Source organism: Bradyrhizobium sp., assembly GCF_030693485.1.
GTDB lineage: Bacteria > Pseudomonadota > Alphaproteobacteria > Rhizobiales > Xanthobacteraceae > Bradyrhizobium.
In genome coordinates, this window is record NZ_JAUYAN010000002.1 from 1 (window position 1) to 11904 (window position 11904).

12 protein-coding genes and 1 pseudogene are annotated in these 11904 nt (G+C 65.7%); 7 read left to right on the forward strand and 6 right to left on the reverse strand.

Annotated elements, in window-relative coordinates:
- On the reverse strand, positions 1 to 488 hold a 488-nt coding region (locus Q8N40_RS00020; RefSeq protein WP_305710358.1), incomplete at its 3' end, for an amidohydrolase family protein.
- Positions 489 to 622: 134 nt separating this feature from the next.
- Between Q8N40_RS00020 and Q8N40_RS00025 the strand changes: the two genes are divergently transcribed.
- Positions 623 to 1042 carry a nuclear transport factor 2 family protein gene (locus tag Q8N40_RS00025; protein ID WP_305710359.1) on the forward strand — a complete coding sequence of 140 codons (420 nt, stop codon included), beginning with the start codon at positions 623 to 625 and terminating at the stop codon, positions 1040 to 1042.
- A gap of 147 nt (positions 1043 to 1189) precedes the next feature.
- On the opposite strand, the gene Q8N40_RS00030 is transcribed toward Q8N40_RS00025, so the two are convergent.
- Entirely contained in the window at positions 1190 to 1948 is a 759-nt protein-coding gene (locus Q8N40_RS00030) for a GntR family transcriptional regulator (RefSeq protein ID WP_305710360.1), read from the reverse strand.
- 208 nt (positions 1949 to 2156) lie between these two features.
- On the opposite strand from Q8N40_RS00030, the gene Q8N40_RS00035 reads away from it, so the two are divergent.
- From Q8N40_RS00035 to Q8N40_RS00050, 4 genes are all read left to right on the forward strand, one after another.
- Complete coding sequence (locus Q8N40_RS00035) at positions 2157 to 3035, forward strand: ABC transporter ATP-binding protein (RefSeq protein ID WP_305710361.1); 879 nt, start codon at positions 2157 to 2159, stop codon at positions 3033 to 3035.
- On the forward strand, positions 3028 to 3804 hold the full coding sequence (locus tag Q8N40_RS00040) for an ABC transporter permease (RefSeq protein ID WP_305710362.1): 777 nt from the start codon (positions 3028 to 3030) through the stop codon (positions 3802 to 3804). The genes Q8N40_RS00035 and Q8N40_RS00040 overlap by 8 nt, the downstream gene beginning before the upstream one ends.
- A gap of 21 nt (positions 3805 to 3825) precedes the next feature.
- Positions 3826 to 4851, forward strand: coding sequence for an ABC transporter substrate-binding protein (locus Q8N40_RS00045; RefSeq protein WP_305710363.1), 1026 nt, complete (start codon positions 3826 to 3828; stop codon positions 4849 to 4851).
- Between the two features lie 92 nt (positions 4852 to 4943).
- On the forward strand, positions 4944 to 6386 hold the full coding sequence (locus tag Q8N40_RS00050; RefSeq protein WP_305710364.1) for an amidohydrolase family protein: 1443 nt from the start codon (positions 4944 to 4946) through the stop codon (positions 6384 to 6386).
- A gap of 12 nt (positions 6387 to 6398) precedes the next feature.
- On the opposite strand, the gene Q8N40_RS00055 is transcribed toward Q8N40_RS00050, so the two are convergent.
- Together Q8N40_RS00055 and Q8N40_RS00060 are read right to left on the reverse strand one after the other, a co-directional pair.
- Positions 6399 to 6596: a type II toxin-antitoxin system HicA family toxin gene (locus Q8N40_RS00055; protein ID WP_305317973.1), complete on the reverse strand. Its 198-nt coding sequence runs from the start codon at positions 6594 to 6596 to the stop codon at positions 6399 to 6401.
- Positions 6597 to 6833: a DUF1902 domain-containing protein gene (locus tag Q8N40_RS00060; protein WP_305710365.1), complete on the reverse strand. Its 237-nt coding sequence runs from the start codon at positions 6831 to 6833 to the stop codon at positions 6597 to 6599. It lies immediately after the preceding gene.
- A 229-nt stretch (positions 6834 to 7062) separates the two neighbouring features.
- Between Q8N40_RS00060 and Q8N40_RS00065 the strand changes: the two genes are divergently transcribed.
- Complete coding sequence (locus Q8N40_RS00065) at positions 7063 to 8352, forward strand: DUF2235 domain-containing protein (protein ID WP_305710366.1); 1290 nt, start codon at positions 7063 to 7065, stop codon at positions 8350 to 8352.
- Positions 8353 to 8639: 287 nt separating this feature from the next.
- Positions 8640 to 10376 carry a methyl-accepting chemotaxis protein gene (locus Q8N40_RS00070; RefSeq protein WP_305710367.1) on the forward strand — a complete coding sequence of 579 codons (1737 nt, stop codon included), beginning with the start codon at positions 8640 to 8642 and terminating at the stop codon, positions 10374 to 10376.
- 127 nt (positions 10377 to 10503) lie between these two features.
- Here the strand turns inward: Q8N40_RS00070 and Q8N40_RS00075 are convergent, their stop codons facing one another.
- Positions 10504 to 11616 carry an NADH:flavin oxidoreductase/NADH oxidase gene (locus tag Q8N40_RS00075; RefSeq protein WP_305710368.1) on the reverse strand — a complete coding sequence of 371 codons (1113 nt, stop codon included), beginning with the start codon at positions 11614 to 11616 and terminating at the stop codon, positions 10504 to 10506.
- A gap of 145 nt (positions 11617 to 11761) precedes the next feature.
- Positions 11762 to 11904: pseudogene (locus Q8N40_RS00080) on the reverse strand (twin-arginine translocation pathway signal); the annotation flags it as partial.

An 11904-nucleotide genomic window follows, 5' to 3' on the forward strand; every position in this document is an offset into this window, starting at 1 on the left:
GGATCGTTGGTCAGGCCTTCCTGCGGAAACACGCAGAGCGACAGATCGATCGCCCAGGCATAGTCGCGCTTCAGCGCCTTGATGGCCTCGAAGCCGCGCAACCCGATGCGCGGATCGATTTCGACATGCGTGCGCATCCGCGTGGTGCCGGCCACGATCGCGCGCTCCAGCACCTTGGCGCCGCGCGCATAGACATCCTCGACGGTGAAATCGCGCTTCATGGCGGCGACCGCCCGGATCGCCTCGCCGAGGCTGCCATGGTGGTGGCCGCAGCGGCCGAGCAGGCAGGCCTTGTCGAGATGGATGTGGGTGTCGACGAAGCCCGGCAGCACGAGTTTGCCGTCGAGCTGGATCTCGCGGGCTTCCGATTCCAGCCGCGGCGCGATCGCGGCGATCCGGCCCCCGGCGACGCCGATATCGACCGGCGTGGCGAAAGCCGGCGTCACCGCGCGGCGGAAGATCAGGTCAAAGGCGGTTTTTGGAGTCATCGGGGCAAATCAGCGAAGGCGCGGGGCAAGGGCAGCTCCCAATTGTGTGCAGGTCGAGTACGGATTGTTCAAATTATGTGCATGCAATTTGAATGCCGGATTGTATTATTTGCGAGATGAAAAGGGATTTACCGATGTCCGTTGCCGCCAAAGCCGAAGCGAAGAAGTTGAGCGATGCCGAAATCGTCGAGGCCTACCTCACGGCATCGATGATCCCCGATCCCGACGCCGCGGCAGCCTATATGAAGCCGGGCACCATCATCACCTTTACGGGCGGGCACGAATTCGACCACCCGCGCGGGCCGACCGGGTTCAACGCCGCGCGCTATCGCTGGGTGAAGAAGAAGATGGACCGCTTCGACGTCTGTCCCGGCGCGGCCGAGACCGTGGTCTATTCGGTCGGCACGCTCCATGGCGAATGGATCGACGGCACCCCGTTCGAAGGCAACCGCTACGTCGACCGCTTCGTGGTGCGGGACGGGTTCATCGTCAAGATGGATGTGTGGAACGACAGCGCGGAGCGGATACTGGTGAACCGCGGGATTGAGGCGTGAGGTAACCACCGTCGTCATCGCCCGGCTTGACCGGGCGACCCAGTATTCCAGAGACGTTTGAGATGAATCGAGCGGGCGCGGCGTACTGGGTCGCCCGGTCAAGCCGGGCGACGACAGTCTTGTTTGCCTCGCAATGACGGTGCAAGCCTAACGGGCGCGAACAACCTTCGCCATTTTCACCACCCGCTCAGCCCCATCTTCCTCGGCGTAAGGCGCCAGGATATCCAGCAAATCGCGGCCGCGCTGCGGCGCGGGGGCTACCAGGGCGCGGGTGGCGACCGAATCGAGATGGCGCTGCATCAGGCTCATCACCCTGGGCTCGTCGCCCTTCACCAGGGCTGCGATGATGGCGCGATGTTCGGTGACGCCGCATTCGGACGAATGCGGGCGGCTGTAGAGCGACAGCGTCAGGCAGCAGCGATAGGCGACCTCGCTGACATAGCGCACCAGGATCGGGCTGTTGGTCATGCTGGCGAGCAGGATGTGGAATTCGGTGGCGAGCCTGATCGAAACGGCATCGGCGCCGCCGCGCGCGGCGTCCTCGGCGTCGACATGGGCGTTGAGCGCCGCGACCTGCGCCTTGGTCAATTTGCCGGCGAGTTGACGCACCACGAGGCGCTCGAGTTCGATCCGGATATCGAAGGCGTCGCGGGCTTCCTGCCAGCTCGGCGTCGCCACCACCGCGATGCGGTTGCGGCGCAGTTCGACCAGGCCTTCGGCGGCGAGTTGGCCCAGCGCGTGGCGGGCGATGGTGCGGCTGACGCCGAACCTTTCACCCAAGGAATCCTCCGGCAATTTGGCGCCGGGCTCCAGCGCCTGCTCGATGATGGCGCGGCGCAGCGCGCGGCAGATGACGCCGACCTTGTCGGAAGATTCGGCGGTTTTGGAAGCGGCGCGCGGCGCCATGGGCGAATCCCTCGCGGACGTGTGTCCTTAACTATCCGCAGTTCCCTATCACAGTCACCGGCGATCTCCCCGCCTCAATTGCATGCACTTTGTCGCGCCAATTGCCTAATTTGAATCCGCTTCCGGACGCCGCATCTGCGAAATTGGCCGGCAAGACAGCCGGATACCGCTGGCATCGCGCTTGCATGCACTTCGCTTCATGATGCGCATGCAGCCAACGCCCGCCTTCGCCGGCAGCCCTGTTTCATCCGCCTCCGGCGGCGCAACCGCGCCGGTCGCGATCGAATTGTCCGACGTCTCGGTCACCTTCGGCCGCGGCGAACGCGCCGTGCCGGCGCTGGCCACCACCACGCTGAAGCTCTTCGACGGCGAATTCGTCGCGCTGGTCGGCCCATCCGGCTGCGGCAAGTCGACCATCCTGCGGCTGGTGGCGGGACTGGTGCAGCCCTCGACCGGCGTCGTCATCCTCGGCGGCCGCGAGGTCGCGGCGAAAGCCTTGCGGATCGGCATGGCGTTCCAGAATCCGACCATGCTGCCATGGCTGACGATCGAGCAGAACATCATGCTGCCGCTCAAGATCGTCGAGCCGTACCGGTCGCAATTCGCCAGGCTCAAGCGCACCACGTTCCGCGACAAGGCCAATGCTCTGCTGGAACAGGTCGGCCTGAAGGGTTTCGGCCGCCGTTTTCCGTGGCAACTCTCCGGCGGCATGCTGCAGCGGGCCAATCTGTGCCGCGCGCTGATCCACGAGCCGCGCATGCTGCTGCTCGACGAACCGTTCGGCGCGCTCGACCAGTTCACGCGCGAGGAATTGTGGTCGATCCTGCAGGAGCTCTGGATCCTGCACCGGCCGACCGTGCTGCTGGTGACCCACGATCTGCGCGAGGCCGGTTTCCTCGCCAGCCGCATCTGCGTGATGAGCGCGCGGCCGGGCCGCATCCTCGACGATCGCGCGGTGACGTTCGCGCGGCCGCGCACGGTGGCGATGACCTTCGAGCCGGAGTTCGTCGCGCTGAACCAGCGCCTGCGCGAATTCATCGTCGGCGAGCACGGCGCGGCCAAGCCATCGGGAGCCGATCATGCCTGAACTCGATTACCGCCAGAAGGCATGGTCGATCGGACTGATCGTGCTGTTCTTCGCCGGCTGGGAACTGTTTTGCCTGCTCACCGGCATGTCCGACCTGGTGCTGCCGCGCCCCTCGCAGATCATCGCCACCCTGATCGACAAGTTCCCGCTGCTGTGGCCGCACATCCTGCAGACGCTGGCGACCACCATGATCGGCTTTGTGCTGGGCGTGGTGCTCGGCGTCGTGCTCGGCGCCATCATCGGGGTGTCGAAGACCGCGTATGACACCGCCTATCCGCTGCTGGTCGGCTTCTCCTCGATTCCCAAGGTCGCGCTGGTGCCAATTTTTGTGCTGTGGTTCGGCTCCGGCTCGGTGCCGGCGGTGCTGACCGCGCTGTCGATCTGCTTCTTCCCGATCGTGGTCAACATCGCCACCGGGCTCGCCACCACCGAGCCCGAACTGGAAGACGTGCTGAAGGCGCTCGGCGCCACCAAGTTCGACATCCTGTGGAATGTCGGCCTGCCCCGCACCATGCCGTTCTTCTTTGCCTCCCTGAAGGTCGCGATCTCCTACGCCTTCGTCGGCGCGGTGCTGTCGGAGACCGTCGCCTCCAACCGCGGCATCGGCAACGTCATGATGACCGCGTCGTCGAATTTCAATGTGCCGCTGGTGTTCGCCGGGCTGTTCGTGCTCGCCGCATTGGGCGTCGCGCTCTACGCCGTCTTCGCCGTCATCGAGGGCCGCGTCACCGGCTGGGCCACCCGCAAGAACGACCTGATCACCACCTGATCGCTCAATGAGGAGATCGACATGCTGAAGAGAACAAGCGCCGCACTGCTCGGAATGATCCTGTTCGCGGGCGCAGCCGCCGCGCAGGAAACCACCATCAAGTTCACGCTGGGCTGGAAGACCCAAGGCAGCGACGCCGCGTTCTTCTATGCCAGGGACAAGGGCTTCTTCAAGGAGGAAGGCCTCAACGTCGTGATCGACCAGGGCGAGGGCTCGGGCGCCACGGTAACGCGGGTGATGTCCGGCGCCTATGACGCCGGCTTCGGCGACATGAATGCGATCATCCAGAACGCGTCGAGCCGGCCGGCCGATGCGCCCGTCATGGTCTACATGATCTGGAACCAGCCGCCCTTCGCGATCGTCTCCAAGAAGACCAGCGGCATCAAGACCATCAAGGATTTCGAAACCCACACGCTGGGCGGCGCGCAGGGCACGCCGACCACGCGGCTGCTGCCGGTGTTCGCCCGCAAGAACGGTCTCGAAGGCGAGAAGATCAAGATCTCCAACATGGCGCCGAACCTGCAGGAGCCGATGCTGATCAAGGGCGACATCGACGGCGCGCTGGTGTTCAACATCACGAGCTATTTCAACCTGGTGCTGAACCGGCAGGATCCCGACAAGGACTACAACTGGTTCATGTTCGGCGATTACGGCCTCGATCTCTATTCCAACGGCATGATGGTGTCGAAGAAGCTGCTGGCCTCGAACCCGAAGGCGGTGGCGGGCCTGGTGCGCGCCGTCAACAAGGCGGTGATCGCGGTGGCCAAGGACCAGAACGCCGGCATGAAGGCCACGGTCGCCTACGACAATCTGATCAACGAGGCCGTCGAAAAGCGCCGCCTGCAGTTCTCCTACGACAGACTGATCGTCTCGCCCGAGATGAAGGAAATCGGCGTCGGCGACGTCAAGGACGACCGCATGGCCCGCGCCATCGGCATCGTGGTCGAAGGCTATCAACTCACCCGCGCGCCCACGCCGGCGGAAGTATTTTCCCGCGAATTCCTGCCGCCGCGCGCCGAGCGCCAGCTGGTGTATACGGCGAATTGATTTTTCTTCCCCCCTCCCCACCGCTTCGCGGGAGGAGGGGAGCAAGAGCGGCGCCAGCCGATGCGTCTCGTGCAACATTGGGCACCGTAGCCATGGCCACCGAAGTCACCGCAACCAGTCTGTTCGCAGGCCCTGACCGCGGCACAATCAACGACGTCGTGCTGCGGCACGACGCCGGCGTCATCACCGCCATCGACGAGTCCGCCGCACCACCTTCCGCTCGGCGCAGCTTCATCATTCCGGCCTTCGTCAACGCCCACGACCACGCCCGCCCGACCGCATCCTCGTTCGGCGCCGTCGATATGCCCTTGGAAAGCTGGATCCTGCGCTCGGCGATGGGCACGCCGCCCGACGCTTACCTCGCCGCCGCCTCCGCGATGGCGCGCTCGGCGCGGGCGGGCTGCGGCGCCATGATGATCCACTACACAAGGCCGAGCGGCAAACTGCCTGTCGTCGAGGAGGCCAGGGAGATCGCCCGCGCGGCGAACGATGTCGGCATCCGCATCGCCTTCGCGCTCGCGGTGCGCGACCAGAATCCGGTGGTCTATGGCGACAGCGAGCAGGTTTTATCCGCCCTCTCCGCCGGGGATCGCTCAACCATCGAGCAATTGTTCGTCCGCCCTGCGATGTCGCCGCGCGACACCATCGAGCTGACCGAGACCATCGCCTCCGAAATATCCGGCGAGAGGCTCGACGTGCAGTTCGGCCCCGCCGGCGTACAATGGTGCTCGCGTGCGCTGCTGGAAGCCATCGCCGAAAGTTCCGCGCGCAGCGGCCGCCGCGTCCACATGCATCTGCTCGAGACCATCTATCAGCGCGCATATGCCGACCAACATTTCCCCGATGGCGTCGTGCGCTATCTCCGCGACATCGGCTTGCTGTCAAACCGGCTGACGCTGGCGCACGGCATCCACGCCCGGCCGGACGAGCTGGAGATGATCGCCGCGTCCGGCGCGCGGCTCGTCACCAATTTCTCGTCGAACCTGCATCTGCATTCCGGCCTCGCACCCGTAGCCGCCGCGCACCGCTGTGGCTGCGCCATCGCGGTTGGCGTCGACGGCCTCGCGCTCGACGAGGACGACGACGTAATCCGCGAGATGCGCCTGGTGCAACTCGCCCATGGCGGCCTCGGCTTCAAACGCACCTGGACTCGCCCCGAATTTCTCGCCCTCGCCATCCGCAACGGCCGCGCCGCCACCGGCGCCCCCGGCCCCGGCGAACTCGCGCCCGGCGCCGCGGCCGATTTCGTCGTGCTCGATCTCGACCGCCTCGACCGCGACGCCATCCTGGACATCGACCCGCTGCAGCTATTGTTCGCCCGCGGCAACGCCGCGCTGGTGCGCGATGTCGTGGTCGACGGGCAGACCATCGTGCGCGAGGGCAAGGTGGCCGGCGTCGATCTGCCCGCGATCGAGCGGGAGTTGCGCGGGATGTATCGGGAGGGCGTCAAGCAGTTCGGCGGGCTGCAGCGGGCGTGGGGGCCGCTGGAGGGGGCGTTGGGCGGGTGGTTTGAGGGGCAGGCGGGGTGCGGGTGAGTTTTGATCTACTCAGAACGCCTTGGGCAGGCCCGCCTGACGCAGGATAGCGTTAGCGGTGTGTCGGCTGGGAATGCCGACCGGCACCGCAAAATTCCGCTTCGTGATCGGGCTATGCCAGATTTCGTGACTGCCGCGCCCTTGTCGAACCAGTGAGCAGCCGGCGGCGCGCAGCAATTCACGCAACTCGCGATCGAACTGCGGCGCCATTCAGCCCGCGACCGGTTCGGCTTCACGCAACGCGGTGATCTGCAGGAACAGCGATTCCGGGGCAACATCCGGGTGGTTGTCCGGCAACAAATCCAGCGCCATTGCTGAGATCTTGTCGAGCAATGCGTCGAGCGTCGGCGCGTCGGCGGCGGCCGGGATATCGTCACAATGCCCGCTCCAGACCGACGCCTCTTGATCCCAAGCGGCGGAAATCGTGAAAATGACAGGTCTGGACATCGAGGCTCCGTTGCTTGTCACGCACGCCTGCCAAGGCGTGAGGATATGCTCACAATATCACACGTCAGGCGGGGCGTCCTGCACTTCAATGGCGCCAGACCCCGTCACTCGCCCCGCCGTGCGCAACCCTTTTTGCTCAACTTCTCTCGCCATCGCCAAGCCAAATCCCCTCGCTACCTCCCCCGCCCGCCGTTAATCTCCCAGCACAACCTGGGGGCGAATCACATCCATGCGCAACATCGTCATTTGCTGCGACGGCACCGGCAACGAGATCAGCGAGAACATTTCCAACGTCCTCAAGCTCTATCGCTGCCTGCGCAAGACCGAAAAGACCACGCCGCGGCAGCTGGTGTTCTACGATCCCGGGGTCGGTACGCTGGCGCGGCCGGATCCGTGGCACAAGCTGAAGCAGGACTTCTCCGCGATCATGGGGCTCGCCACCGGCTATGGCCTCGATGACAAGGTGCTTGCGTCCTATCATTTCCTGGTCCAGCACTACCAGGAAGGCGACCAGATCTACCTGTTCGGGTTTTCCCGCGGTGCCTACACCGTGCGGGTGCTGGCGGGGCTGATCCACAAGATCGGGCTGATCGCGCCGGAGCAGGCCAATCTGGCGGGCTCGGGGCTCATCTCCTACAAGCAGTTCTCCAGCGACGGCCGGCACGACGAGAAGCGCAGCCCGCGGGAGGCGCTGCAGGCGATGCTCGACGCCGGCAGCGACGAGGACGGGCCGCTGCCCGCCAGCAAGGACGACCAGGCGGCGCAGTTCGCGCGGATCCTGTCGACACGGTGGCCGACCGTGCGCTTCGTCGGGGTCTGGGATACGGTGGCGAGCGTGATCGTGCCGCGGCCGGACCGGCTGTACTGGCCGAGCCTCGAGGAGCTCGCCTTCACGCTGCAGAACCCGAGCGTGCAGACCTTCCGCCAGGCGATCTCGATCGACGAACGCCGCAGCATGTTCCGGCTGAAGAAATGGGACGCGCCGCAGAGCTTCATGCACAACCGCTTCAGCAAGACCAACAACGAGGCGCCGCAGGACATCTTGCAGGTCTGGTTCGCCGGCGTGCATTCCGATATCGGCGGCGGCTATCCCGAGAAGCAATCGGGGCTGTCGAAATACCCGCTGCTCTGGATGATCGACGAAGCCGTGAAATGCGGGCTGATGGTGGATGCGCGCAGCGTCAATACGCTGGCCTGGGGCCGGCAGCGCAAGAACAGCCCGTTCCATTACGTCGCGCCCGATGCCGCGGCCAAGTTGCATCAATCGCTGCACGGCGCCTGGTGGATCATGGAATTCGTGCCGAAGGCCGCCAAATACCGGGAATGGCCGGAGCGCCGGACGCATCTCGGATTCTACATTCCCGATGCCGAGCCGCGCCTGATTCCCGAGGACGCCCTGATCCATCAATCCGTGGTGGCGCGGATGGAGGCCGTGAAGGATTACCGCCCGGTCAATCTGCCGGCGCGGTACCAGACCTTTCCGATGCCGCAGCCGCCGGAATCGGCGGCGGGTGTGTGAGATCCATCCTGAAAAAACGAATCCATCGCGATACCTTCTCACATCTCCGCTTGCGGGCGAGGTCGACGCGCTCGCAGAGCGCGGCGGGTGGGGGAATTCTCTCCGCTTGCATCAATGCCCGCGGAGGCACCCCCACCCCGGCCCTCCCCCGCAAGCGCGGGAGAGGGCGCGCAGCGGAGCGGGCGTCCCCCGAAATTCCGCGCCACGAACATCCATTAAGCCAATCGTAAACAAAATCCGCAAAAATGCAGCCTTGCAAATCGAGCCCGACTTTCTGGAGAAACCGGATGGCGTTTGGAATGGAGGCAAGCCGCTTTGCGTTCTTGCGACTTAATCTCGGGCCCAAGGCCGTGCTCGGCGCAGCGCTGCTGATCGCGGTCAATACCGCGCTGGTGGCGGGCGCGGGCTACTGGTCGCTGAGCCGCGACTTCGACAAGAGCGCGCTCGCCGACATTGAGGTCAATCTGCGCACGCTGAGCCTCGCCTTCGGCGAAAGCTTTTCCAATGCGAAGATCGCGCTGAAGGACGGCACGGTCGTACGCGTCGACATCGCCAGGATGCCGGAATTCTCCGACCACAAGATCGTCGACCGGTCGGTCGGCTATGTCGGCGGCGTCGCCACGCTGTTCGTCTATGACGACGCCACCCAGCAGTTCTTTCGCCGCACCACCAACGTGAAAAAGGAAAACGGCGACCGCGCGGTCGGCACCCAGCTCGCGCCCGATCATCCGGCGCAGCCGGTGGTCCGCCGCGGCGAGGCCTACAAGGGACCGGCGATGCTGTTCGGCCGCCGCTTCGTCACCGCCTACCAGCCGGTGTTCGGCGACGCCGGCAAGGTGATCGGCATCGTCTTCGTCGGCATTCCCACCGCCCAGCTCGACGGCATGCTGTCGCAGGCGCTGTGGGCGATGGGCGTGGCCGCCGCCATCGGCGCGCTGATCGTGCTCGGCATGACCATGCTGATCGTTCGCCGCGTCACCGGGCCGCTGAAGGCGGTGACGCAGTCGCTGACCGGGCTGGCCGAGGGCCGCACCGACATCGAGGTGCGCCATGCCGGCCGCCACGACGAGATCGGCGCGATCGCCCGCACCATCGACGTGTTCAAGAACAACCGCCTCGAACGCCGGCAGCTCGAGCGCGAACGCGCCGACGCCGAGGCGCAGGCGGTCGAACAGCGCAAGGCCGAGCTCAACAGTTTCGTCGATGATTTCCGCGGGCGGATCGGCGGCATCATCGAGCAGGTGCTGAACTCCTCGGGGCGTTTCGAGCAAGACGCGCAACGGCTTTCGCTGATGGCGCATTCCACCGCGGAAATGTCGGGCCGCTCCGCCGACGCCTCGCGACAGGCGTCCGAGCATGTCCGCTCGGCGGCTGCGGCTTCCAGCGAATTGTCGCAGTCGATCGTCGAGATCAGCCGCCGGGTTCAGGAATCCAACGGCGTCGCCACCGACGCGGTGCGGCAGGCCAACGCCACCGACCAGCGGATGGCGGAACTGAGCGCGGCCGGCGACCGCATCGGCGACGTGGTCAAGCTGATCACCTCGATTGCCGAGCAGACCAATCTGCTGGCGCTCAACGCCACCATCGAGGCGGCGCGCGCCGGCGATGCCGGCCGCGGCTTTGCCGTGGTGGCGCAGGAAGTCAAGACGCTGGCGGGCCAGACCGCGAAGGCGACCGACGAGATCTCGTCGCACATCGTCAACATGCAGCAGGCCACCGAAGAGTCCGTCAACGCCATCAAGGCAATCGGGCTGACCATCGAGCGCATCAGCGGGATATCGACCTCGATTTCATCGGCGGTCGAACAACAGGGCACCGCGACCCAGAGCATCGCGCAGGGCGTCGAAGCCGCCGCCGGCGGCACCCTCGACGTCGCCGACAATATCGAGAAGGTCGCCAAGGGCGCGATCGAGACCGAGACCACGTCGGGCCAGATGCTGAAATCGGCGCAAGAGCTCGCCGAGGTCAGCACGCATCTGAAGACCGAAGTGGAGAAGTTCCTCGACAGCGTGCGGGCGGCGTGAGGCACGAGCCCCCACATCCTTCGAGACGCGCGCAAAGAGCGCGCTCCTCAGGATGAGGTCCGGTGTCAGACCCTCATGGTGAGGAGCGGCCTCTTGGCCGCGTCTCGAACCATGAAGGCCGAGAGACCTACCTCGTCCCGAACGTGGTCGCGCCGAACAGCGCCTTTTGCGTCGAGGGCTGCGAGCGCCAGTATTGCGGTGGCGCCGAGACCTCGCCGCCGAGTTCGGCGGCGGCGTGCCAGCCCCAGCGCGGGTCGTAGAGCATGCCGCGCGCCAGCGCCACCATGTCGGCCTTGCCGGAGGCCACGATCTCCTCGGCCTGCTTCGCCTCGGTGATCAGGCCGACCGCCATCGTCGTGACGCCGGTGGCTTCCTTCACCGCCTGCGCCAGCGGCACCTGGTAGCCGGGCCCGAGCGGAATTTTCTGCAGCGGCGACACGCCGCCGGAGGACACATCGATCCAGTCGACGCCGCGCTTTTTCAGCTCCTTGGCGAATTCGATGGTCTGGGAAATTTCCCAGCCGCCCTCGACCCAGTCAGTGGCGGAGACCCGCAGGCCGACCGGCTTGTCGTTCGGAAACGCCGCGCGCACCGCGTCGAACACTTCGAGCGGAAACCGCATGCGGTTCTGCAAGGAGCCGCCATATTGGTCGGTGCGCCGGTTTGATATCGGCGAGAGAAACTGATGCAGCAGATAGCCGTGGGCGCAATGCACCTCGATGGCGTCGATGCCGAGCCGCTCGGTGCGCTGCGCCGCCGCCACGAAAGCGTCGCGGACCCGCTTCAGGCCGGCGTCGTCAAGCGCGCGCGGCGCGGCCTCGCCCTCCTTGTGCGGCACGTCGGAGGGACCCTCGGGCTGCCAGCCGCCCTCGGCCGGCGGGATCAGCTGGCCGCCGTCCCACGGCGTGTGGCTCGACGCCTTGCGGCCGGCATGGGCGAGCTGCATCACGATGGCGGCCTTCGAGTGCTTGCGCACCGAAGCCATCACCGGCTTCAGCGCGGCCTCGGTGGCGTCGTTCCACAGCCCGAGGCAGCCCGGCGTGATGCGGCCGATCGCCTCCACCGCGGTCGCCTCGATGCAGAAGGCCGCCGCGCCCGACAGCGCCAGCGAGTTGATATGGGTGAAGTGCCAGTCATTGGCCTCGCCGTTTTCGGCGGAATACTGGCACATCGGCGCCACCATGATGCGATTGGAAAGCGTCAGGCCGCGCAGCGTGATCGGGGAAAACAGGGCGCTCATATGGGGATTTCCGGATGGGGGAAGAGATGACGGATGGCATAGTGTAGGGGTCGCGGCGGCAATGTCCAACCGCCGGAATCGCTGCCGCGCCATGCGCTTCGTCCACACCGCGGCTTCCTTACAAACGTGTTTTCAGGGACGACGGTTACTCCATCAGCGTGAACTGCAGGATCAGATTGCGCTGGACCATCGAGAAATTGTCGTCGGAGACCAGCGTCAGCACGGTGTCGCCCTCCGGCGTGACGTGGGCGTCGATCGCTTCCATGTTGTCGACCTCGTGGCCGAGAT